This is a genomic window from Flavobacterium seoulense, from assembly GCF_000695795.1.
Taxonomy (GTDB): Bacteria; Bacteroidota; Bacteroidia; order Flavobacteriales; family Flavobacteriaceae; genus Flavobacterium; species Flavobacterium seoulense.
Map to the genome: position 1 here is coordinate 125689 of NZ_JNCA01000017.1, position 24771 is coordinate 150459.

Here is a 24771-nt window from a genome sequence, read left to right on the forward strand (position 1 = left end):
TTTGTACAAAGATAAAAAACTAATACTGCAAGACTGTATAAATTATAAAATTACCTAAGTTACTATTAATTACATTATTTGTTTTTAGGTAATTTAGATTGCCAGTCTCAAACTAAAAATGCTATGGAAAATAACCCTTTATTATGTAATCCCGAAGATGGAATTTGCGAAATTCCGTCAAACACAAATGAAGCATCAACTTCAAATGCTATTCAATCAGAAAAAAAGCCCATCAAGGTAATTTATTATACAGATCCTATTTGTTCTTCCTGTTGGGGAATTGAGCCACAGTTGCGAAAATTAAAATTAGAATACGGTAATACGATTGATATTGAATATAGAATGGGAGGTTTATTGCCAGATTGGAATTATAACAGTGGCGGTATTAGTAAACCATCAGATGTGGCGCACCATTGGGATGAAGTAAGTACCTATTATGATATGCCTATTGATGGCGATGTGTGGTTAGAAGATCCGCTTTCGTCTTCCTATCCGTCTTCAATAGCTTTTAAAGCGGCACAAATGCAAGACAATGAAAAAGCTATTTTGTTGCTGCGTGAGCTTAGAGAAATGGTTTTTTTGCATAAAAAGAACATTGCAAAATGGAACAATTTAGAACTAGCAGCTAAAAATGTTGGTTTGGATATTCTACAATTCAAAAAAGATTATGAAGGCGAAGCCAAAATACTTTTTGATGAAGATCTAAAATTAGGAAGAGCATTAGGTGTAAGAGGATTTCCAACTTTGTTTTTTACAGATGCTAATGCTCTGACTGAAACGGTTTACGGTTCAAAACCGTATGAAGTTTTTGAAAGTGCCATTTTGAAATTGGATCCAAAAGCAACAAAAAAGAATTATGACAAAAGTTGGCAATTTTTATTTTCGAAATATAAAAGTCTAACTGCCAAAGAATTTTCGGAATTATCAGGAACCCCAAGGAACGAAACTGAGGGTTTCTTAAACGAATTGACGACAGCAGGAACTTTAGAAAAATGGACTACTAAGAATGGAAGTATTTGGAGATTAAAATAACAGAGTTAAATAAACCATTAAGAAATTAAGTCAATTTAAGAGTAGTTTCTCAAAGACTTGATTTTTTTTAATGGAATTTTAGTAAAATATTTCTTTAATCAAATCCTTCTTCAGAATAATACCATCTATCATCGAGTTGTTTAATTCTATATGAAGCTCCAAAAATAGTTTTATTACCAAAGTTTTTAGGAGTTTTATGGAAATCATAAATGATTCTTTTCTCTCTATCAAATAGGTTGGTTGATTTATTAATAAAGATAATTATACTGTCATTTTCTTCAAAAAAACCAGAATAACTTAGATTCTTTTTAGTATTATTTTTTACAACTGAATTAATATCTAAGCGGTCAAGATCATCAATTATAAATTCGTCGAATTCATCTCTATCATAAGTACCATCATTATATTTTTCAAATTTTGAAACTAAATTGTTCAAATCATCTTTGTATTTCAAAACCTTATCCTCATCAAATGGATTGCAGGAAATTAAGCTTAAGGATAAAAAGGTTATAATGATTTTTTTCATGGTTTTAAGAATAACGATTTGTTTTCTTGTCTTATTTTAAAAAGTAAAATAGTAAAAAAGACTTGTCCTATAAAAAATAATATTAGAATTATATAGAGTATTACATTAATTAAACTAATCATTTCAAAAATGCCAATTGAATTTTTTGCAGTTATTTGCCGAATTGGAAAATTAAAACGTGCCCACATAACAATTGGTATTGTCAACAGAAAATGAAGGACAAACAATTTTAAATCAATTTTACTTTTTAGTGTTTTCCAATAAATAAATGTGATTATCGAAACTATAATCAAAACTATTATTTCCAAATAACTGGTACTTGAGATGACCATATTCCAACCTGTTAAGCTTTGAATTGTAAAACCAGATTCAAATGGAATAGCTAAAAGGAGTAATAAAGTGAAAGAAATTTGTGGAATATAATTTTTAAAAGCCATAAATAATCTATAGTTGGTTTTCAAATATATCAATAAATTAGCATGGGACTTAAAACTGTTAAAACTTTTTTCTATAGTTAATTACCCTCCAAATCCTGATTTCAATAAAATTTCAATTCGTTACGGTATTCTCGTATTTGTTTGTAAATTTGCACACGCTATTTTTTGACAACGATTTCATTAATAGCGCTTACTTATGGAGAATAGAAAAAAAGTGGCCTTTTATACCTTAGGCTGTAAACTGAATTTTTCAGAAACATCGACCATTGCCCGTAATTTACAGGACGAAGGTTTTGACCGTGTCGATTTTGAGGAAGTGGCAGATATGTATGTCATCAACACCTGCTCGGTAACTGAAAACGCCGATAAACAATTCAAACAAGTAGTTCGAAAAGCGATGAAGCTAAACGATAAAGCTTTTGTGGCTGCGGTAGGTTGTTATGCTCAGTTAAAACCCGAAGAATTAGCCAATGTTGACGGAGTAGATTTAGTTTTAGGAGCTACTGAAAAATTCAAATTAGCCGATTATATCAATGATTTGTCCAAAAATGATATGGGCGAAGTGCATTCCTGCGAGATTGCCGAAGCCGATTTTTATGTTGGCAGTTATTCCATTGGTGACCGAACGCGTGCTTTCCTGAAAGTGCAGGATGGTTGTGATTATAAATGTACGTATTGCACGATTCCATTGGCACGTGGAATTTCCCGAAGTGACGAATTGCAGAACGTATTGAAAAATGCTTATGAAATTTCGAAGCAAAATATCAAGGAAATTGTGCTTACGGGTGTTAACATTGGCGATTACGGAAAAGGGGAATTCGGAAATAAAAAACACGAACATACCTTTTTGGAATTGGTTCAGGCTTTGGATGAGGTGGAAGGAATTGAACGTTTGCGTATTTCATCTATCGAACCGAATTTATTGAAAAACGAAACCATTGAATTTGTTTCGAAAAGCAGAACTTTTGTACCGCATTTTCATATTCCGCTACAATCTGGAAGTAATGATATCCTGAAGTTGATGAAACGCCGTTATTTGCGCGAAGTGTATACTGAAAGAGTAAATAAAATTCGTGAAGTGATGCCTCATGCCTGTATTGGTGTGGATGTGATTGTTGGATTTCCCGGAGAAACCGATGAGCATTTTTTAGAAACCTATCATTTTCTGAATGATTTGGATATTTCGTATTTACACGTTTTTACCTATTCTGAGCGCGATAATACCGAAGCTGCCGAAATGCCAGGAGTAGTTCCGTCGAATGTTCGTGCAAAACGCAGTAAAATGTTACGTGGATTGTCAGTTAAAAAACGTCGTGCTTTTTACGAAAGTCAGTTAGGAACCAGCAGAACGGTTTTGTTTGAAGGCGAAAATAAAGAAGGTTATATTCATGGTTTTACTGAGAATTACGTAAAAGTAAAAACGCCTTGGAATCCGGAATTAGTCAATACTTTACACCAAATCAATTTGACTAAGATTGATGAAGACGGAAGCGTACGAATGGAATTTGCTTCAGTTTTAGTTTAGTTAAGTATAAAATATTTTAGACCATTAAGTAATTAAGATGATTAAGTGAAAACTTAGTAATCTTAATTACTTAATGGTTTTCTTTTTCCAAAGTTTAAATTTTATAAACTCTCGGTCTAATTTTATAATGCATCAATAGTACTAATAAGATAATTTTAGAAATAATAAAAACGAATTGTTATGAAGTTAAAATTAGTAATACTTAGTACGATTGTATGTTCTGTTTTGTTTTCTTGTAAAGAAAATGATAAGCAGGGTAAAACAGCAAAAGAAGAAGAAAAAAAAGCAGTTAAAATCGAACGTAAGAAACCAAATACTATTTCTTATCATTTTGAAAAAACTAAAAACTGGTTAGAAAAAAACGACAATGATAGTATCCAATTACATTTTGCAACGGCTATCAACAGAGTAGATGTGGCAAATCTTAAAAAATTAGATTCTATTATTGTGGCTAATGGCGCTCAGGGCGATTTAGCTTATTATTTACCTTTCCCGCTTCAGGTTCCTTATTTGAAAGATATTAGTAAAATTATTTATTTTTCGTATCCAACACAAACATTTGGTGCTTATGAATATGGAGAATTGATTTATACCGGCCCAACTAATATGGGAAGAAAGAAAGATCAAACGCCTACAGGGTTATTTTTTACCAATTGGAAAGCGGAACAAACAACTAGTACTTTCAATGATGAGTGGGATTTAAAATGGAATTTTAATATCGAAAATAAATTGGGAGTAGGATGGCATCAATATGAATTGCCAGGTTATCCAGCTTCACATTCTTGTTTAAGGCTTCAGGAAAATGATGCTAAAAAGTTATATAAATGGGCTGATGAATGGATACTTCAGGATGATGAAAACGTAAAAGTAAAAGGGACTCCTGTAATTGTTTTTGGAGCTTATCCATTTGGACAACCAAAACCCTGGTACCAATTAGTGGCTAATCCAAAAAGTTTAGATATAACTGCAGCTGAAATCGAAAAATATACTCAGTCACATTTGAATGTAATTTTAAAAGAACAAAAAAATAGAGAAATGCTTCAGGGCAAAAAATAGGTAAAAATTACAAATAATTAAACCATTAAGAGGTTTAAGGAGATTAAGTGCAAAGCTTAATGAAACTTAAATCTCTTAATGGTTTCTTTTTTATTATATAGTCGTTATTTTTTATGGTCTAAAGCAACTAATTTTAAAGAGTTGATATAGTCAGTATCAAATTCAAAGACTCTTATTTTTTCAGGATTAAAGCTTAATTCTCCTCCAAATTGCCCTTTGGTATCAAGAAAATCAATTATAAGTTCTTCATCATTTAGCTTAATAAGTTTTCCTAAATAAGCTGATTTAGCCGATTTTTTTGCAATCTGGAAAACACCATATTTTTTATCCAGAAAGCTAATAATAGAATTAAAATCTTTTATTGGGATAATGTCTTTAGCATTTGTTTTTAAGCCTTTTAAACGAATCACTTTTTCGGTAAACTCATGATCGGAATCTCTGTAAATACGTTCAATGTTCTTGTTTTTGATAATAACAAAACCATCAAGGATAAAATCTACAGGATTGTTTCTGAGTAAAATCCAATCGTCAGAATAGTCGATAAGAAATCCAGTATAGACTTCTTTTTTATCTGTAAACTCAATAGAAATGAGTTGTCTTAAATATTGTTCCATTTTGTTCAGTTTTTAAGATAATTCCAAATTAAATAATTGGAATTTGGAATTTATCCCGAGGCTTCGGGATTGGAATTTATATTTTTAAGGATTTGTTGACCAAATACTGCTGTTTTTAATAAAAACGCGTCGGTTTAGTTTTAGTTGGGCAATGATTAATTCGGCAATATCATCCGATTGCATTACTTTTTCAGGATTACCATCGGTTAAGTTTAAATCTTTAGCCATGTCAGTCGCAACGGTACTTGGCGTTAAAGCAGTAACGCGAATGTTGTGTTTTCGAACTTCCTGCATCAAAGAATCAGTCAATCCCAGTACAGCAAATTTTGAAGCGCTATATGCACTTGTAACAGCATTTCCGGCTAATCCTGCAGTAGAAGAAATATTAATAATATCGCCAGTTTGTCTTTCTATCATATTAGGTAAAATAGCGCGGGTTACATAATAAGTTCCCATTAAATTCACCTGAATAATACGTTCCCATTCGGTTGGTTCCAGTTCTAAAAATTTTCCAAAAGCGGCAATTCCGGCATTATTAATTAAAATATCAATGGTTTTGAATTGGTTTAATGCTTTTTCAACAGCTGTATTTACCGAATTAATATCAGCAACATCAGCGGTTAGAGCCAAAGCTTTTACACCAAATGACTGAATTTCTGTAGCAACTTCATCAATATCCGATTGTGTTCTGGCAACTAGAATGATATTTACGCCTTCTTTTGCTAAAGCAATAGCTACTGCTTTACCAATTCCTTTTCCAGCGCCTGTAATTAGAGCATTTTTATTTTTTAAGTCCGTCATGATTTATTTAAGATTAAGAGATAATTTGTAAATAGTGGTTTCAAGAATTTCGGTATCCTTGTCTTCGCAAAGTAGCAATTCTATTGTTTTATTGTCGTTTTTATAAACGGTGAGTCCTTCAAATTTATGGCTGTCACTGATTTTTTTAGTGAAATCGATTTTCATTGTTTCAATATCAATTCGGCCTATGATGCTTCCTAAAACTTCGCCATCATGATAAGTAGATTGGGTATCTTCGGCTGTAGCCAAAAAATAAATTTTATTATCTACTAAAACGGCATCAGTAAAACTGGTACGAACTCCTTTTATTTTAGGTAATTTATAATCAATAGAAGTCATGCTGAATTCCTGATCCAGTTTTTTAGCATGTAGTTTAAAAAGCGTGTTTTTGTTCGAAATACCATTGCCACGATTGAAGAAATACCAATTTTCACCTTCAAAAATAACACCTTCAATGTTGAAATCTTCGGGTTTTATCGAAGAAAAATTTTGCATTACTTCGTATAAGTTGGTTAAGTTTTTAGTGTCAGTTTTCTTTTTTTGTGCCAAATCAAATTCGACCATGGCATTTCTTTTTGGAGTAGATCCTGAACCAAAAATATAAAGACTGTCCTGAAAATGAGTTAAAGCTTCAAAGTCGGGTTTTTCTTTTTTGAGAATATTTTCAGATGGATTTTCTATCAATGGATGACGCTTTAAATCTTGCGAATCGATATGATATTCATATAAAAAACCGCTGTTATCGCCAATAACAAATAAGGAATTGTCTTTGTAGATAAGCCCCGAAGCAGCTCCAATGCCAATGATGTGAAATAATAATTCTAGTGTGAATTTTTCCATGTAATTTATTTTGAAAACGGATTTCTAGCCCGGATAGCAGCGGCATCCTTTTCCTTTTTTCTTTAAAAAGGAAAAGATAAAGCGGATAGCTGGAAATAGCTCCTTAAAAGGCTAAATTTATAGTATTTATTGCTTATATTTGAGAATGTAACGTTAAAATATTCCCTATGAAGTCGATAAATCCAGATGATTTTAAAGTAACTAAAACGATTAAACTTTCTAAAATTCCCACGAATTTGTTTAATGAAGCGAGTGATGAGGACAAGGAAGAAAAGCTTGATAAGGTTCAGGAAAAATTGAGTCACTTGCAGGATATTATGTATGCTCATAATCGCTACGGCGTTTTGATTTGTTTGCAGGGAATGGATACATCGGGGAAAGATAGTTTGATTCGGGAGGTTTTTAAGGAATTTAATTCGCGTGGGGTAGTGGTGCACAGTTTTAAAACGCCTAATTCAACCGAATTAGAACATGATTATTTATGGAGGCATTATTTGGCTTTGCCCGAAAAAGGGAAATTTGCCGTTTTTAACCGTACGCATTATGAAAATGTTTTGGTAACGAGGGTGCATCCCGAATATGTTTTGAATGAGAATTTGCCGGGAATTACTACTATTGATGATATCACTCCGAAGTTTTGGGAAAATCGTTTTGAACAAATTCGAAATTTCGAAAAGCATATTGCTCAAAATGGGACAATTGTCCTGAAATTTTATTTGCATTTAAGTAAAGACGAACAGCGCAAACGATTATTACGGCGTTTAGAAGAAGAAGCACATCATTGGAAATTTTCACCCGGTGATTTAAAAGAGCGCGAACGTTGGGACGATTATATGAAATATTATGAAGAAGCAATTAATGCCACCAGTACTGAAAATGCACCCTGGTACATAGTTCCTGCTGATGATAAAGATATGTGTCGCTACATTGTAGCCAAAATTATCTGGGAAAACATGAAGCAATACTCAGATATTAAAGAACCTGAACTGGATGATAAGGTTAAAATGAATTTTGCAATTTATAAAGAACAATTGACGAAAGAATAAAAACGACAATAAAAAACAGCTGACTCTTCACTAGAATTAGCTGTTTTTTTATTTAAATATTTAAAATTATAGTTTGAAACCATACGCTAATCTAAGCGCTATCTGACCGGCACCTTGTCCGGGAGTTCCGTTGTTGTTTACTGTTGGAAAATCAGAATAGTGTTCATAACGTGCTGAAATATCAATGTATTTAGTAGCATACCCAATTCCCGGTGATACTAAGAATGAAGTTTGATTGTAATTGTTAGTTACAGGGAAAGCTGCTCCAGCTTCGCCAATTAAATAAAATTGATCATTCCATACAAAAGCTTTTAAACCTGCTTTTGCCGGAATAAAACCTAAATCTTTTCCATCGCTTTTGCTTACAAATAAGTTATTATAACCTGTTGTTAGTGTTATAGAATATCTTTTTGTTAGGTCATATTGTAATCTGGCGTCTGCGCCAAGTGCTAATTTATATGGTTTTTCGGTGGCATAACCACCACTTAAACCAAAACCAAGTCGGAAACCTTGATCGTATTTTGCTGTTTCCTGAGCTTTAACATTATTAAATGAACATAAAGCGAGTGCCAATAAAAAGGCAGCTGTAATTTTTTTCGTTGTTTTCATAATTTAGGGGTTTTCTGTTTATTAATTTTCTTAATTAGCATTTATCATATTTTTACTAAATGCATTGTTCTAATGCTAATAAACGGCAATAGTATTTAAAATGTTGTAGGTGATTTTGCTTTTTTGTTTCGAAAAAGACAATAACTATTGATTATCAATTGTCTAAGAAAGTTTTTGAAAACTCATTTTTATTTCAAAAAAAAAATTGATGACAAAGCAGAAAATAATATTTAGCTTCCGGGCTTGCTATCCATTTGCTTCTGCTTACCTTTGCCGTCTTAAAAAAAAATCAAAGTGACTTTAGCTGATTACACCAAAGAATTCTCATATAATTTACGATTAGCATACCCAATTATTTTAGGCATGTTAGGGCACACGGTTGTGGGAATTGTAGATAATGTGATGGTGGGGAAATTAGGTCCTACTGAATTAGCTGCTGTTTCTCTGGCTAATAGTTTTGTGTTTATTGCGATGTCGTTAGGAGTTGGTTTTTCTACAGCAATAACGCCTTTAGCTGCTGAGGCTGACGGAGAACAAAATATAGAGAAAGGCAGAAGTGTATTTCATCACGGCTTGTATTTATGTACTTTTTTAGGTTTTTTTCTATTTGCCTTAGTCTTTTTTGCAAAAGAATTACTGGTGTTCATGGGCCAGCCTGAACATGTAGTTACACTGGCTAAACCTTATCTGGATGTGGTAGCCCTGTCTTTAATTCCGTTGATTGTTTTTCAAGGGTATAAACAATTTGCTGATGGAATGAGCGAAACAAAGTATGCTATGTGGGCTACCATTTTGGCCAATGTGGTTCATGTATTTTTAAATTACGTTTTTATTTATGGAATTTGGATTTTTCCTGAATTAGGAATGCTTGGAGCGGCAGTAGGAACGCTTGTTTCCCGTTTTATAATGTTAGGATACATTCATTATAAAATGAAGAAAAATATAAAATTTCATCCGTTTTTTGAAGGTTTTTCGATTAAGAAAATTGAGAAAGCAATCAATTTAAAAATCATTCGATTAGGAGGTCCTTCTTCGATGCAAATGTTTTTTGAAGTAGCTTTGTTTACAGCGGCAGTTTGGCTTTCAGGACGATTAGGAATTGCTAATCAGGCAGCAAATCAAATTGCGTTGAGTTTAGCTTCTTTCACCTTTATGTTTGCAATGGGATTGAGTGTTGCAGCTACAATTAGAGTGGGAAACCAAAAAGGTTTAGGTGATTATAAGAAAATGAAAATAGTGGCATTTTCTATTTTTCTGTTAGCTATTTTATTAGAAGTTTTCTTTGCGTTGTTTTTTGTTTTGTTTCATAAACAAATGCCAACCTGGTTTGTTGATATGGGAAATTTAAAAGAGCTAACAGCAAATACCGAAGTAGTAACTATAGCTTCACAGTTGTTATTAGTAGCAGCAGTTTTCCAAATTTCGGATGGAATTCAGGCAGTAGTTTTAGGAGCATTACGCGGTTTACAAGATGCCAAAGTTCCTATGTATATTACTTTTGTAGCGTATTGGATCATAGGATTTCCGATTTCTATTTATTTAGGATTCTATACCAGTTTAAAAGCTGTCGGAATTTGGATAGGACTTTTGGCCGGATTAACAGCTGCCGCTTTATTTTTGTATATTCGCTTCGTTAGATTGACAAAACAATTGATTGTAGAAAAAACATTAAAATGAGAGTAGTTATTTTCGAATAATATATCACTACCTAATAATTAAATTAATAATATAAAATGGAATTACCTAAATTTTTACTTGGCGACAATACTGATTTTGCAGATGATATTTTTATCATTCACTTAGATTACCCACGATTTATCATTAATTTAAAAGATGATGAGGTAGAATTTCTGGAAGAAGCCGAAGATCTTGATGAAGCGGAATTAAATGCTGAAATGGAAGGTTTAATCGAAGAAGCTAATGCTTTTTACGATAGAGAAATGGAACGTTACGAGCAAGACTAGGTTTTTGTATTAAAATATTTTTCAACTAATAATTGAGCGGCAGCAAAAGGCGAATATTCGTTGTTTTGTACCGCTTTTTTAGTTTTTTCTAATAAAATTTGAACTTCGGAGTTATTAAAAAAATCTTGTTTTAATTGATTTTCGATTGTTTCCATAAGCCAGAATTCATTTTGCTCCGCTCTTTTAGATTCAAAAAAAGTATTGTTTTGAGTTCGCTCTATATAATTTGAAATAGTTTCCCATACTTCATTTATACCTTCTAGTGTTTTGGAACTACAAGTGAGTGTTACAGGAATCCATCCCGATTTTTTAGCAGGGAAAAGATGTAAAGCGTTATTCATTTCGGCTTTTGCCAATACTGCTTTTTGAATATTATCACCATCGGCTTTATTGATTACTATGGCATCTGCCATTTCCATAATTCCTTTTTTTATTCCTTGCAATTCGTCTCCGGTTCCGGTAACATTTAGCAATAAAAAGAAATCGACCATGCTGTGTACTGCTATTTCATTTTGTCCTACGCCAACTGTTTCAATAATAACCGTATCAAAACCACAAGCTTCACAAAGTGTAATGGTTTCTCTGGTTTTTCGGGCAACACCGCCTACTGTATCTCCCGATGCCGAAGGACGAACATAAGCATTGGGATCTTTTGCCAATTCTTCCATTCGGGTTTTATCGCCTAGAATACTTCCGTGAGATAAGGAACTGCTTGGATCAATGGTTAACACCGCTATTTTTTTTCCCAGTTTAGTTAAATGTTTTCCAAAAGCTTCAATAAAAGTACTTTTTCCTACTCCGGGAACACCTGTGATTCCTATCCGAACCGAATTATTAGCATGCGGTAAACAAGCTTTAATTATAGCATTGGCTTCAGTAAAATGATTTGGATTATTGCTTTCAATTAAAGTAATCGCCCGACTTAGGGCACCAATATCTCCCGAAAGAATATTAGTAATTAGTTCTTCAGTGTTGGGCTGATTTTTTCTGGCTTGTTGGATTTTTTTCAACACAGCAGGACTGAAGTTATCAGGAAGGTTTTCTTTATTTGGATTTTCTTTTTTCAAAGTAAAAAGGCTTTTGGTAAAAATAAGCATTTAGAAAATAACATCTGAAAATCATTTTAATTACAGCAAAAGTCTTTGATATTGCTAATATGTTTATGATAGTATTAAATTAGTGAATATCTTTGTGCTATGCTAAATATTATTATCATTTTTATTAGTTTAATGCTGGGGATTGCCTGCCAGTATGTGCCTTGGTTTCCTAAGCAGAGTTACAAAAAACTCAATAAATTTATTATCAATTTTTGTTTACCGGCATTAACTCTTTATTTTATTCCAAAAGTAAAATGGCAAATCGAATTGCTGTATCCCATAGGAGCAGCCTGGATTAGTTTTGCTTTTTCGATTCTCTTTTTTGCAATTCTAGGAAGTTATTTCAAGTGGTCTAAAAAATTAACAGGAGCTTTAATCATTACGTCGGGATTTGCTAATACCTCTTTTTTAGGATTTCCAATTATTGAAGCCTTATATGGAAAATCAGGATTAGAAACAGCTATTTTAGTAGATCAGCCGGGTTGTTTTGTAGTTCTTTCTACTTTTGGTCTTTTAGTAGCTATTTCTTATTCAAACGGGAGCGCCAGTTTAGCGGAGATGTTTAAGAAAATAGTTTTCTTTTTGCCCTTTATTGCTTTTTGTGGTTCAATTTTAATGAATGTTTTTGGTTATGAATTTGTTGATGAAATTCAATTTGGGCTAAAAAAAATAGGAAGTTTGATAACGCCCTTAGCATTATTCTCGGTGGGATTACAATTAAAGTTTGATAGTAAAAGCAAGCATTTCCCATTTCTAGCATTAGGATTGTTTTTTAAACTTATTTTAATGCCGTTGTTTATTTATGTGTTGTATGTGTTGATTTTAAAACAACACGGACCTCAAATAGAAGTTACAGTACTTGAAATGGCAATGGCACCCATGATTACTGCTTGTATAATTGCATCTACACACGGACTGAAACCCAAATTATGTAGTATGATGATTGGTTTTGGGATTCCACTTTCGTTTTTAACTCTGGTTTTTTGGTATTTTGTTGTGAAGTATATTTAATAGATTAGTATTTCTTTTTTATATTTTAAGTGCTCTTCATTTTAATCTTTTGTAGATAATTTATTTATATTCGAAAGAAAATTAATTTAAAATATAATAATGATTATGGCAAGTAAAATTCTAATCGCTCTGGTAGCAATTGAACATTTGTACATTTTGTATATTGAAATGTTTGCCTGGGAAACTAAAGGAAAAGCTACTTTTAAAACATTATCTCCTGATTTATTTAAACCAACAAAGGCTTTAGCTGCTAATCAAGGATTGTATAATGGTTTTTTAGCAGCGGGATTAATCTGGTCTCTACTTATAGAAAATAAAGAATGGTCTTTTAATATTGCTGTTTTCTTTTTGGTTTGTGTAATTGTAGCGGGTGTTTATGGTGCAATTACTGCGAGTAAAAATATCTTTATTAAACAAGGATTACCTGCGTTAATAGCATTGTTATTTGTGATCTTGAGTTAATAGAATATTAGCAATAATTCTCTTTAACAATTTTTTATTTCGATTATAAAACGCCAATTACTATTTTTTGACTAATTTTATAGAACTTATCTAAAAATAATAATTATGGCAACAATACGTTTAGGAGATATCGCTCCAGATTTTAAAGCAGAGACTACACAAGGTACAATACAATTTCACGAATGGTTAGGAGATTCATGGGGTGTTTTGTTTTCACATCCATCTGATTTTACACCGGTTTGTACTACTGAATTAGGAACAGTAGCTAATTATTTTTCAGAATTTCAAAAGAGAAATGTAAAAGTTATTGCATTAAGTGTTGATGGTTTAGAGTCGCACCATAACTGGATTAAAGATATTGAAGAAACTCAAAATGTTACTTTGCAATATCCTATTATAGCTGACGAAAATAAAGAAGTAGCTAATTTATACGACATGATTCATCCTAATGCTAATGATACTTTTACAGTGCGTTCGGTATTTATTATTGGGGCTGATAAAAAAGTAAAATTGATTCTGACTTATCCGGCTTCGACAGGAAGAAATTTTGATGAGTTGTTACGTGTAATTGATAGTTTACAATTAACTGCTAATTACAGTGTAGCTACACCGGCAAACTGGAAAGATGGTGATGATGTAGTTATTTCACCATCAATTAAAGATGAAGATATTCCGGCAAAATTTCCAAAAGGATTCAATCGTATTAAATATTATTTAAGACTGACTCCTCAGCCTAATAAATAAGGAGGAGATTTTTAATAAAAAAGGGAATTCAATTTTTTGAATTCCCTTTTTTTATTTGTTTACTTTATCAAAAGAAAGTTGTTGATGTCTACTTTGTGATTGTTCCAGTTAATGGTCATGACGTTTTGAATCATCTTCATCAAATCGCTAAAATTGTGTGGCTTAACGGCATAATAATTGGCTCCTAAATTTAAACTTAAATCAATATCAGATTTGTCAGCGCTTGTAGAATAAATAATTACGGGAAAATTATTGATATCAGGTTCACAACGGATTTCTTTTAAAATTTGAAATCCTGATTTTTTAGGCATATTTAAGTCTAAAAAAACAACTCCGTTTTGCGGTTTATTTTCTTTAATAGTGTCGACAAGATTTTCTCCGTTTTTATGAATATGAAGTTTTACTAATCCTTTATCAGTAACACTCTCTACAGCATCATTAAAAAACATTAGATCATCATCATCGTCATCCGCATAAAAGATACTTAGTTTACTCATATGGTTTGTTATTTAGTATGTAAATGTATCCTAAAAATCTTAAAAAACCTTCACTTTTTTGAATTTAAATTTATAATTTTTATTGTTTTTTGTTTTTTAGTTCTTCATTTAGTTCTTGTATTGCCTTTCTTCTTTTCTCTTTTAAATTCTTGAAATGGGTAGGACTAAAGCCCGTTACCTTTTTAAACTGTGTTGAAAATGCTGATAAACTGCTAAAATGAAGTTTGCTGGCAATCTCCGAAAAATTATATTCTTCGAATAAAATCATTTCTTTTGCCTTTTCCATTTTAAGGGAATTAGTATAATTAATTATCGTTCCAGAAGTTACTTCCGAAAATGCATTTGATATATAATTATAATCTAAATCTATTTTTTGAGTCAAATAGTCTGATATATTAATTTTTTCAGCTTTGTCAGTATTGACATATTCCTGACAGTAATTTTTAATTTTTTCGATTAAAATACCTCCTTTGCTCTCAATAATTTCCAGACCTACTTTTTTAATAATAGTATTTAGTTTTTTCTTTTTCTCAGCAGTTATTTCTTCTTTGATAACAGCTTCGCCAAGCTCGACTTTTACAGGATGTAGATTCAGTTCTTTTAGTGCGTCACTAACGACTACTTTGCAGCTTTCGCATGCCATGTTTTTAATATAAATTTTCATTTAAGTAAATTATTGAGCAGAATATTTTTTTAGCATTTTACTTGTAAATATATATTATTTCAAGATAGAAAAGTATTCATGCTTTTAAAAACCTAAATTAATTTTAGCATATTGAAGTAGCATGATTGTTTTTGCATCTGTGATTTCACCTGACTCAATCATCGCATAAGCTTCATTGTAAGTCACTTCCAGTACTTCAATGTTTTCTTGTTCATGTTCTAATCCGCCGCCTTCGCTAACTTTCATATTTGAATCATATTCGCCAACAAATAAATACAGGATTTCAGTAATGGCTCCCGGTGACATATAGGTTTCCATAACTTTTTTAACTTTCGAAATACGATAGCCTGTCTCTTCTTCTGTTTCTCTGATAATGCATTGTTCCGGTTCGTCCTGATCTAATAATCCGGCGCAAACTTCAATCATCATTCCGTTTTTGTTTCCGTTTAGGTAAGTTGGAATACGAAACTGACGAGTCAAAATAACTGTTTTATTTGCCGAATTGTATAGTAAAATAGCAGCACCATTTCCTCGATCGTAAACTTCTCTTTGCTGTGTAATGATACTATTGTCTTGTTTTTGATAATCGAAAGTTACTTTGTTTAAAATGTACCAGTTATCAGATAATAATTTGGTTTCTTTGATGGTGATTTTTGGATCGTTCATACTATTTTTGTTTTACAGCAAATTCGAAAAATATATTTGAATTTCTGTAATTAAAATTTAAAAAATTGCTGGATATAAGTATAAAAAAACGTCCCGAATTATCGGGACGTTAATTATTATTTAGTAATAGTTTGTTTTCTATCCGGACCTACAGAAACAATTTTAATAGGTACTTCTAATTCTTTTTCAATGAACTCGATGTATTCTTTTAATTCAACAGGTAATTCGTCATAAGTAGTCATTCCTGTTAAATCTTGTTTCCATCCTTTGAACTCTTTGTAAACCGGAGTTACATTTTCTTCTTCGATATTGTAAGGGAAATGGGCAATGTTTTGTCCTTTATAATTGTACTCAGTACATACTTTTAAAGTATCAAAACCTGAAAGTACGTCGCCCTTCATCATCATTAATTGTGTTACTCCGTTTACCTGAACGGCATACTTTAAAGCTACAAGGTCTAACCATCCACAACGTCTTGCTCTTCCTGTAACTGAACCAAATTCGTTACCTACTTTTGCCATTGTAGCACCTACTTCGTCAAAAAGTTCTGTTGGGAAAGGACCGCTACCTACACGAGTGGTATAAGCTTTGAAAATACCATAAACTTCTTTGATTTTGTTAGGAGCAATTCCTAAACCAGTACAAGCTCCGGCAGCAGTAGTATTAGAAGAAGTTACGAAAGGATATGTTCCAAAATCAACATCTAATAAAGATCCCTGAGCGCCTTCGCAAAGGATTGATTTACCAGATTTTTGTGCCTGGTGCATGTATTCTTCACTGTCGATGAAATCTAATTTTTTAATTTCTTCGATAGCTTCAAAAAATTCAGCTTCTAATTCAGCTAAGTTATATTCTAATTTAACACCGTAAAAATCAATCATTGCTTCGTGTTTGTCAGCAAGAGAACGGTATCTTTCTTTAAAATCTTCTAATTCAATATCGCCTACACGTAGACCGTTTCTACCTGTTTTGTCCATATAAGTTGGACCAATACCTTTAAGTGTAGAACCAATTTTAGCTTTTCCTTTAGAAGCTTCAGAAGCAGCGTCTAATAAACGGTGAGTAGGTAAAATTAAGTGTGCTTTTCTTGAAATGATTAATTTCTTTTTAATATCGATGTTGAATTTAGCTAAACCTTCGATTTCTTTTTGAAATACAACAGGATCAATTACAACACCGTTTCCAATAACATTTACCGCTGATTTATGGAAAATTCCAGAAGGAATGGTTCTAAGTACATGTTTTATTCCGTCAAATTCTAATGTATGTCCGGCATTAGGTCCTCCTTGAAAACGAGCAATAATATCGTAATTTGAGGTAAGAACGTCAACAATTTTTCCTTTTCCTTCATCTCCCCATTGTAATCCTAGTAATAAATCTACGGTCATTTTAAATTTTGTATTTAATCGTTAATTCGTTTTGGCGGTACTATGTACTACCTTTTTTAAACTAAATGTTATCGTTATTGGTTTCTTCTTTATTTTCTGCTGGTTTAGCCCCTTTCTTTGTACCATAAAAATACAAAGAGTGATTAGTGATATCTACATCAAAAATTTCTTCAATAGTTTTTTTGATAGTTTGTATCCTTGGGTCACAAAATTCTACTACATCACCAGTATCAGTCATGATAAGGTGATCATGTTGTTTGTCAAAGTAAGATTTCTCGTAATGCGCCTGGTTTTGTCCAAACTGATGTTTTCTAACCAAAGCACAGTCTAATAACAATTCTATGGTGTTGTAAAGCGTTGCTCTACTCACACGATAGTTCTTGTTTTTCATTTTGATATATAAGTTTTCTATATCAAAATGCTCTTCGCTTTCATAGATTTCCTGAAGTATAGAGTAACGTTCAGGCGTTTTTCTATGCCCGTTTTTTTCAAGATACATTGTAAAAACGTTTTTTACAATCTCTTGATTTTTGTTGTTATTTGTGGAAATGAGTGTCATATTTGGCAAAGATAAATTTTTATTTTAATAGTTTTCAAGTTTAAGTACTTATAAGATAACAATTTTATTTTTTTAATAAAATCAGCTACTAATTTAAGATGTTTTTTTGTAAATAAAATACTAAAAAGAATTAAAAAATACTTAAAATAATTGATTTCAAAAAACTAGTTTTTATAAACCCGGGTTACGCGGTCAATTCCATCGATTTTTTTGATGTTATCAATTAATTTTTTCAAAATAGTTATGTTTTGTACTATGACGGTAAGCTGACCTTTAAAAAGTCCTGCGTCACCACTCAATGAAATACTTTGAATATTTACGTTCATGTTATTCGAAATTACTTTTGTCAGCTCATTGGTTAAACCAATGGTATCCATCCCCGTAATGTTCAAAATCGCTTTGAATTCCTGTTGCGAAGAATCAATCCATTTTGCAGGCATAATTCGATACGCATAATTCGATTGTAGCGAAATAGCATTAGGACAATCTTTTTTATGCACTTTTATTCCTTCATTAATAGTGACAAATCCAAAAACCTGATCTCCCGGAATTGGATTACAACAAGTTGAAAGCTTATAATCTAATTTGTCCTGTTCTTTTCCAAAAACAAGCATGTCATAATTGCTGTTCAGTACTTGCTTGTGTATATCTGCATCGGCAGTGTTGCTGCCTGTACGCTTGATTTTATTTTTAAAGAAATTAATTAAGGTATTGCTTTTTTGAGCGGCGAAATCTTTTAATTGCTGGTTGTCAATGGTTCCTAATCCAACTCTGTAAAATAAATCCAGACTGGTCTTAAGATGAAAAAAGTTAACTAATTCATTAGTTACTGATTCGTTAAGGGTAACTTTTAAATGTTTTAATTTTCTGGTAAGTACTTCTTTTCCGTCTTCAGCAATTTTCTTAGTATTTTCGTTAAGAACATTTCTAATTTTGTTTTTGGCTCTTGAAGTGGTTACATAATCAAGCCAGTTTGCTGTAGGTTTTTGATTAGGCGAAGTAATAATATCTACCTGATCGCCACTTTTCAATTCGTAGTTTAATGGAACTAACTTTCCGTTAACTCTTGTTCCACGGGTTTTTATACCAATTTCAGAGTGAATACTAAATGCAAAATCAAGAGAAGTAGCTCCTTTTGGTAATGATTTAATATCTCCTTTAGGTGTAAAAACGTAGATTTCTTTAGAATATAAATTCATTTTGAAATCTTCTACAAAATCAATTGCATTTGTTTCCGGATTTTCTAATGCTTCTCTCAATAAGTTAAGCCAAACATCAAGTCCGCCTTCTTCGTTAGCGCCGTTTTTATATTTATAATGCGCAGCATAACCTTTTTCGGCAATTTCATCCATACGTTCGCTTCGAACCTGAATTTCTACCCAGCGTCCTTTAGGTCCCATAACCGTAATGTGCAGCGCCTCATATCCTGTTGATTTAGGTGACGAAATCCAGTCTCTTAAACGGCTAGGACTGGGTCTGTAATGATCGGTAACAATAGAATAAATCTTCCAGGCAATGAATTTTTCATCATGTGGATCTGATTTGTATATAATTCGAAGCGCAAATTTGTCGTAAACTTCATCAAAAGTTACGTTTTGAGCTTTCATTTTTCTACGAATAGAATAGATTGATTTTGGTCGTCCTTTGATGATGTAATCAATTCCTTCTGCATTTAAAGAAGATTTCAGTACGTCTGAAATGTCTTTGATATAAGCATCTTGCTGTTCCTTAGTTTCTTTTATTTTGCTAACAATGTCATTGTAAACCGCAGGTTCAGTATATTTTAAACCTAAATCTTCCAGTTTTGTTTTAATGTTGTATAATCCTAATCGATGCGCTAATGGTGCATAGATATAGAGTGTTTCAGAAGCAATTTTAACCTGTTTATGGTCGTCCATTGAATCCATTGTTTGCATATTATGCAATCTGTCAGCAATTTTTATCAAAATTACACGTACATCATCATACAAAGTCAATAACATCTTTCGGAAGTTCTCGGCTTGCATAGACACATTCATGTCTTTTTGCACAATAGATATTTTAGTCAGCCCTTCAACAAGTTGTGCAACTTTTGGATTGAACATTCGTTCAATATCTTTAACGGTAGTAGGAGTGTCCTCTACAACATCGTGTAGTAGGGCAGCGGCAATAGAAGTGGCTCCAAGACCAATCTCGGAAGCAACAATTTTAGCTACAGCAATAGGGTGAAAAATATAAGCCTCGCCTGATTTTCGCCTTTGATCTTTGTGTGCTTCTACAGCGGCATCAAAAGCTTTTCGTATCAGTTTTTTGTCTTCGGTGCTTAAAGTTTGGTAACTAATGCGTAGCAATTCTTTGTATTCCTGAGCAATTGCCTTATTTTCTTTTTCAATATCTATTTCTGTCATACCTACAGTGTTCATTCTCTAAAAATAACGATAAGTTAGCATATATGCAAGGGGTTGGGATTTTAGATTTCAGATTGTAGAATGCAGATTTTAGATTTCAGACTGCATTCTTAAATCTGTGTTCTGTAATCTAGAATCCACGTTGTCTTTTGGCTTCGAATATTAATATGGCTGCGGCAACTGAAACGTTCATGCTGTCGATTTCGCCTTGCATTGGGATAATAATATTTTGTGTGGCTGCGTCACGCCATTCCTGAGTTAATCCAGTGGCTTCAGTTCCTACAACTAATGCTGTGGGCTGAGTAAAATCCTGTGTGTGATAACTTGTTGAATTTTGCAACGTAGCACAGTAGAAATTGATGTTTCTTTCTTTTAAAAAAGAAATAATTTCGGATGTAGAAGCTGTTGCAATTTGGTTAGTAAACAAGCAGCCTACACTGGAACGCACAATATTTGGGTTGTATAAATCGCTTTTTGGGTTTGCAATAATTACAGCGTCAAGATTTGCAGCATCGGCAGTGCGTAAAAGCGCGCCAATATTGCCTGGTTTTTCCGGAGCTTCGGCAACCAGAATTAATGGTGTTTCAGATAATTTTAAATCAGAAAGTTGTAAGGATTTTGATTTGGCTACAGCCAAAATTCCTTCGGTAGTGTCCCTATAACTTAGTTTTTGAAAAACGTCTTTGTTGATTTCGATTAATTCGGCTGATGGGGCTAATTTTCTAGCTTCGTTTTCGCTGCAAATTTCAGGAAAGAATAAGAGTGTTTCAATTTCATATTTTCCTTTTACTGCTAATGAAATTTCCCGTAGGCCTTCAATTAAAAAAGTACCGGTTTGCTTTCTGTTTTTGGCTTTTTCCTGTAATAATACTAAAGATTTTATGAATGGATTTTGAATGGATGTAATTTGTTTCAAGAGATTCTAAAGTTTAGTATTGCATTATAAATTAAACAGTTCTTTGAACGACTTCAAAAATTTTAGCATCTTCACATTTTAATGTTTTCGAAGGGAATTTCATCAGCAATGCGTAATCATGCGTTGCCATTAAAACGGTTTTTCCGTTAGCGTTAATTTTTTTCAAAACATCCATAACTTCCACGCTGGTTTGAGGATCTAGATTACCTGTAGGCTCATCAGCAAGGATAAGTTCAGGATCGTTCAGTAAAGCTCTGGCAATGGCTACACGTTGTTGTTCTCCACCTGAAATTTGATGAGGCATTTTTTGTGCATAGTTTTTCATTCCTACTTTGTCAAGAACTTCTTCGATTTTGCGTTCCATTTCATTTTGGTCAGACCATCCGGTAGCTCTAAGAACAAAAAGCATGTTATCCTTGATAGAACGATCTGGTAATAGTTTAAAATCCTGAAAAACAATCCCAATTTTACGTCTTAAAAACGGAATATCATTTTCTTTTAAAGTCTCTAAATCAAAGTCAACAATGTGTGCTGTACCTTCATTCAAAGGTAAATCAGCATAAAGTGTTTTCATGAAACTACTTTTTCCTGAACCTGTTTTTCCAATGATGTAAATGAATTCTCCTCGGTTTACTTCCAGATTTACATTCGATAAGATTACTTTATCTTCTTGATAGATAGTTGCATTTTTTAATGACAGTACAGCTTGAGACATAATTAACGATTGTTTATGGTGTAAAAGTAATTATCAATTATGAAATAGCAATATCAATTCAAGGTTTTTTGTGGTTTGTTAAAATATTTGTTCATAATAAAAATAAATACAGTCACGTTATAAAGTCTATAATATGATATATTTGACTATTAAAAAAAATAAATGAAAATGCGCAAACTTTCCTGGCTCTTACTTTTGTTGGTTTTTGTTAAAACCAATACGCTTTTGGCACAGAAATCTACAATATATACCAGTGATTTAAAGGATTATAACCGAGCAGTTTCTTTGTTCAAAGATAATCAGTATGCATCGGCTCAGTTTCTTTTCGAAAAAGTAAAAGAAGAAACTAAAGATGAAGAAATTAAATCTGATTGTGCTTATTATGACGCAAGTTGCGCCGTTCGGTTAGGACATGCAAATGCTGATGTATTGATGGAGTCGTTCTTGAAAGAGTATCCAACAAGTTCTAAAAGTAATCAGGCTTATGTTGAAGTGGCGCATCATTATTTTAATCAAAAAGATTATGCTGAAGCTTTAAACTGGTTCGAAAAAGTAGATGAAAGCCAGTTAAGTGCAGCTGACAGAGACCGTTTTAATTTCCAAAAAGGCTATAGTTTCTTTAGTTCGAAAAATAAAAAAGAAGCAACAACTTACTTCAATAAAGTATTGAAATCAGAAGTTTACGGTCCACAAGCTAAATATTATTTAGGTTTTATGGCTTATGAAGGCGATAATTATCAGGAAGCCAATAAATATTTTGATGCCGTTTCAGGTGATGAAAAATATGCTGAAAAACTGTCGTACTATCAGGCGGATATGAATTTCAAATCAGGAAATTTTCAAAAAGCAATCGAGTTGGGACAAAAAGCAATGGCAAAATCAACTCCTGCTGAAAAATCAGAATTGAATAAAATTATTGGTGAAAGTTATTTTAATTTAAAGAATTATAGCGAAGCCATTCCGTATTTAGTAGCTTACAAAGGCAAAGCCGGAAAATGGAATAATACGGATTATTATCAATTAGGTTATGCGTATTATAAGCAAAATAATTTTGAAAATGCCATCGCTCAATTCAATAAAATTGTTGGCGGAAAAGATGCGGTAGCGCAAAATGCTTATTACCATTTAGGAGAAAGTTACCTAAAATTAGATAAAAAACAACAAGCTTTAAATGCTTTTAAAAATGCTTCCGAAATGCCATTTGATGCGGCAATTCAGGAAGATGCTTATTTGAATTATGCTAAATTAAGTTATGAATTAGGGAATTCGTACCAAAGTGTTCCAGCGGTATTGTTAGGTTTTATCAATAAATATCCAAATAATTCAAGTCGTCCGGTAGTAGAGAAATTATTAATTGATTCTTATATTTCGTCTAAAAATTACAAAGAAGCCTTGGTTTTATTGGAAAAAAACAAAACTCCCGAAAATAAATCGGCTTATCAAAAAGTGACTTTTTACAGTGGTTTAGAGTTGTATACTAATAGAAATTATGAAGCTGCTTTACAAATGTTTCAAAAATCCTTAGCGAATTCAGTAGATGCTGAGTTTACTGCCAGAGCTACTTTCTGGAAAGGAGAAACAGAATATGTTTTGAATGATTACAATAAATCATTGTTGAGCTTTAAACAATTTGCAGGAATGTCGGCCGCTGCGTCAACTCCAGAGTATAAAAACAGCAATTACAATATTGCTTATGCGTATTTTAAATTAAAAGAATACGAATCGGCAGGTGATGCTTTCCAAAAATTTATCGATAAGGTAAAAGATGATAAAACAAGAATTACGGATGCTTACTTACGTCTTGCTGATTGTCGTTATGTTACTACTAAATATTGGCCTGCAATGGAAGCTTACAATAAGGTAATCGAACTGAAGAGTGTAGATGCTGATTATGCTTATTTTCAAAAAGCGCTTTGCTATGGATTTGTTTCCAGAAATGACAAGAAAATTGAAGAATTAAATTCGTTTATTGCAGCGTATCCAAAATCAAGTTACCGTGATGATGCGATGTTTGAATTAGCAAATACTTATGTTGCGACTAACAAACAAGATTTAGCTATAAAAACGTATGACCGATTAACAACGGAATATAAAAACAGTTCTTTTACTTCAAAAGCTATTTTACGTGAGGGATTAGTTTATTATAATTCGGATAGAAATTCGGAAGCTTTAGTGAAATTTAAAAAAGTTACTGCAGAATATCCTAAAACACCTGAAGCTATGCAGGCAGTTGCCACAGCAAGATTGATTTATGTGGATAGCGGAAAAGTAAGCGAATATGCTAACTGGGTTAGAACTTTAGATTTTGTGGCTGTAACTGACGCTGATTTAGATAATGATACTTATGAATCAGCAGCAAAACAATACGAACAAGGTAATAATGCTCAGGCTATTTCAGGTTACAGAGCTTATATTTCGAGTTTTCCTAACGGAATTCACGTTTTGAAAGCCAATTATTATTTGGCGCAAGCTTATTATGCTGAAGGTCAAAAAGACAAAGCGATTCCTAATTATGAGTATGTTGTTGCGGCTCCTAGAAACGAATTTACAGAGCAATCGTTAACAAGATTAGGGCAAATTTTATTGAACAGCGGAGCAAAAGATAAAGCGATTCCGGTATTGTTACGTTTAGAAAATGAAGCCGATTTAGCTCAGAACAAAGTTTTTGCACAATCTAATTTGATGAAGGCGTATTACGAAAACAAAGAATATTCGAATGCTGTGGTTTATGCCGAAAAAGTATTGAGTAATCCAAAAACGGATGATAATGTAAAAAGCGACGCGCAAATTATTATTGCACGTGCAGCTATGCAGGCAGGAGAAGAAGCAAAAGGAAAAGCAGCTTATGCTAAATTGCTTTCGATTGCTAAAGGAGAATTAGCAGCCGAAGCTTTGTATTATGATGCTTATTTCAAAAATAAAGAATCTAAGTTTGAAGCATCGAATACTGCGGTTCAAAAATTAGCTAAAAGTTATGCGTCTTATCGTTTGTATGGAGCAAAAGGATTAGTGTTAATGGCTAAAAACTTTTACGGATTAAAAGATAGTTTTCAGGCAACTTACATTTTAGAAAGTGTGATTCAGAATTTCTCTGATTTCCCTGATGTAGTTGCTGAGGCTCAAACAGAATTAAATGCAATTAAAGCGGAAGAATCAAAAACTAATTCGTCAATAAAGTAAGAAATAAGAACAAAGAAGATAGATAAAAGATAGCA

24 protein-coding genes are annotated in these 24771 nt (G+C 32.5%); 10 read left to right on the top strand and 14 right to left on the bottom strand.

Translation table 11 applies throughout. The features are described from left to right. Positions 1-123 precede the first annotated feature (123 nt). Positions 124-1032, top strand: coding sequence for a ClpXP adapter SpxH family protein (locus tag FEM21_RS09790; RefSeq protein ID WP_035660072.1), 909 nt, complete (start codon positions 124-126; stop codon positions 1030-1032). A gap of 94 nt (positions 1033-1126) precedes the next feature. Here the strand turns inward: FEM21_RS09790 and FEM21_RS09795 are convergent, their stop codons facing one another. After that, positions 1127-1558 carry a hypothetical protein gene (locus FEM21_RS09795; protein ID WP_035659969.1) on the bottom strand — a complete coding sequence of 144 codons (432 nt, stop codon included), beginning with the start codon at positions 1556-1558 and terminating at the stop codon, positions 1127-1129. Between the two features lie 633 nt (positions 1559-2191). On the opposite strand from FEM21_RS09795, the gene mtaB reads away from it, so the two are divergent. Beyond that, a complete protein-coding gene (gene mtaB / locus FEM21_RS09805; protein ID WP_035659974.1) occupies positions 2192-3520 on the top strand; it encodes a tRNA (N(6)-L-threonylcarbamoyladenosine(37)-C(2))-methylthiotransferase MtaB in 1329 nt (442 codons plus the stop codon). A gap of 180 nt (positions 3521-3700) precedes the next feature. Further along, complete coding sequence (locus FEM21_RS09810) at positions 3701-4576, top strand: L,D-transpeptidase (protein WP_035659976.1); 876 nt, start codon at positions 3701-3703, stop codon at positions 4574-4576. A gap of 104 nt (positions 4577-4680) precedes the next feature. Here FEM21_RS09810 and FEM21_RS09815 read toward each other — a convergent pair whose 3' ends face one another. The 3 genes from FEM21_RS09815 to FEM21_RS09825 all read right to left on the bottom strand — a co-directional run bounded on the left by FEM21_RS09815 (position 4681) and on the right by FEM21_RS09825 (position 6831). Continuing rightward, the gene (locus tag FEM21_RS09815; protein ID WP_035659977.1) at positions 4681-5190 is read right to left on the bottom strand and encodes a hypothetical protein; all 510 of its coding nucleotides are present in this window, start codon (positions 5188-5190) and stop codon (positions 4681-4683) included. Positions 5191-5274: 84 nt separating this feature from the next. Further along, complete coding sequence (locus FEM21_RS09820) at positions 5275-5991, bottom strand: 3-ketoacyl-ACP reductase (protein ID WP_035659978.1); 717 nt, start codon at positions 5989-5991, stop codon at positions 5275-5277. A 3-nt stretch (positions 5992-5994) separates the two neighbouring features. Further along, positions 5995-6831, bottom strand: coding sequence for a DUF6929 family protein (locus FEM21_RS09825; RefSeq protein WP_035659980.1), 837 nt, complete (start codon positions 6829-6831; stop codon positions 5995-5997). Between the two features lie 167 nt (positions 6832-6998). Between FEM21_RS09825 and FEM21_RS09830 the strand changes: the two genes are divergently transcribed. Further along, a complete protein-coding gene (locus FEM21_RS09830) occupies positions 6999-7877 on the top strand; it encodes a PPK2 family polyphosphate kinase (protein WP_035659982.1) in 879 nt (292 codons plus the stop codon). Between the two features lie 66 nt (positions 7878-7943). On the opposite strand, the gene FEM21_RS09835 is transcribed toward FEM21_RS09830, so the two are convergent. Continuing rightward, entirely contained in the window at positions 7944-8486 is a 543-nt protein-coding gene (locus FEM21_RS09835; RefSeq protein WP_035659983.1) for a hypothetical protein, read from the bottom strand. A gap of 294 nt (positions 8487-8780) precedes the next feature. Here FEM21_RS09835 and FEM21_RS09840 point away from each other — a divergent pair, with 294 nt between their 5' ends. Next, entirely contained in the window at positions 8781-10163 is a 1383-nt protein-coding gene (locus FEM21_RS09840; RefSeq protein ID WP_035659984.1) for an MATE family efflux transporter, read from the top strand. 56 nt (positions 10164-10219) lie between these two features. Continuing rightward, positions 10220-10450, top strand: coding sequence for a hypothetical protein (locus FEM21_RS09845; protein ID WP_035659985.1), 231 nt, complete (start codon positions 10220-10222; stop codon positions 10448-10450). Here the strand turns inward: FEM21_RS09845 and meaB are convergent. After that, complete coding sequence (meaB, locus tag FEM21_RS09850; RefSeq protein ID WP_035660073.1) at positions 10447-11517, bottom strand: methylmalonyl Co-A mutase-associated GTPase MeaB; 1071 nt, start codon at positions 11515-11517, stop codon at positions 10447-10449. The genes FEM21_RS09845 and meaB overlap by 4 nt on opposite strands. A 129-nt stretch (positions 11518-11646) precedes the next feature. Between meaB and FEM21_RS09855 the strand changes: the two genes are divergently transcribed. From FEM21_RS09855 to FEM21_RS09865, 3 genes are all read left to right on the top strand, one after another. Further along, positions 11647-12558, top strand: a complete 912-nt coding sequence (locus tag FEM21_RS09855) for an AEC family transporter (RefSeq protein ID WP_035659986.1) — start codon at positions 11647-11649, stop codon at positions 12556-12558. A 99-nt stretch (positions 12559-12657) separates the two neighbouring features. After that, entirely contained in the window at positions 12658-13020 is a 363-nt protein-coding gene (locus FEM21_RS09860; RefSeq protein ID WP_035659987.1) for a DUF1304 domain-containing protein, read from the top strand. A gap of 105 nt (positions 13021-13125) precedes the next feature. After that, entirely contained in the window at positions 13126-13764 is a 639-nt protein-coding gene (locus FEM21_RS09865) for a peroxiredoxin (protein WP_035659988.1), read from the top strand. Between the two features lie 59 nt (positions 13765-13823). Here FEM21_RS09865 and FEM21_RS09870 read toward each other — a convergent pair whose 3' ends face one another. From FEM21_RS09870 to FEM21_RS09905, 8 genes are all read right to left on the bottom strand, one after another. Further along, entirely contained in the window at positions 13824-14261 is a 438-nt protein-coding gene (locus FEM21_RS09870) for a response regulator (protein WP_035659989.1), read from the bottom strand. Between the two features lie 79 nt (positions 14262-14340). Beyond that, on the bottom strand, positions 14341-14925 hold the full coding sequence (locus FEM21_RS09875; protein WP_035659990.1) for a helix-turn-helix domain-containing protein: 585 nt from the start codon (positions 14923-14925) through the stop codon (positions 14341-14343). 84 nt (positions 14926-15009) lie between these two features. Further along, entirely contained in the window at positions 15010-15591 is a 582-nt protein-coding gene (nudK, locus tag FEM21_RS09880) for a GDP-mannose pyrophosphatase NudK (protein ID WP_035659992.1), read from the bottom strand. Positions 15592-15707: 116 nt separating this feature from the next. Beyond that, on the bottom strand, positions 15708-16979 hold the full coding sequence (locus FEM21_RS09885) for an adenylosuccinate synthase (RefSeq protein ID WP_035659995.1): 1272 nt from the start codon (positions 16977-16979) through the stop codon (positions 15708-15710). Between the two features lie 61 nt (positions 16980-17040). Beyond that, positions 17041-17538: a Fur family transcriptional regulator gene (locus tag FEM21_RS09890; protein ID WP_035659997.1), complete on the bottom strand. Its 498-nt coding sequence runs from the start codon at positions 17536-17538 to the stop codon at positions 17041-17043. Between the two features lie 164 nt (positions 17539-17702). Continuing rightward, positions 17703-19925, bottom strand: a complete 2223-nt coding sequence (locus FEM21_RS09895; RefSeq protein ID WP_035660074.1) for a RelA/SpoT family protein — start codon at positions 19923-19925, stop codon at positions 17703-17705. Between the two features lie 130 nt (positions 19926-20055). Beyond that, positions 20056-20841: a TrmH family RNA methyltransferase gene (locus FEM21_RS09900; protein WP_035660000.1), complete on the bottom strand. Its 786-nt coding sequence runs from the start codon at positions 20839-20841 to the stop codon at positions 20056-20058. Between the two features lie 31 nt (positions 20842-20872). After that, entirely contained in the window at positions 20873-21556 is a 684-nt protein-coding gene (locus FEM21_RS09905) for a cell division ATP-binding protein FtsE (protein ID WP_035660002.1), read from the bottom strand. Between the two features lie 168 nt (positions 21557-21724). On the opposite strand from FEM21_RS09905, the gene FEM21_RS09910 reads away from it, so the two are divergent. Continuing rightward, positions 21725-24736: a tetratricopeptide repeat protein gene (locus FEM21_RS09910; RefSeq protein WP_035660075.1), complete on the top strand. Its 3012-nt coding sequence runs from the start codon at positions 21725-21727 to the stop codon at positions 24734-24736. The last annotated feature ends 35 nt before the right edge of the window (positions 24737-24771 follow it).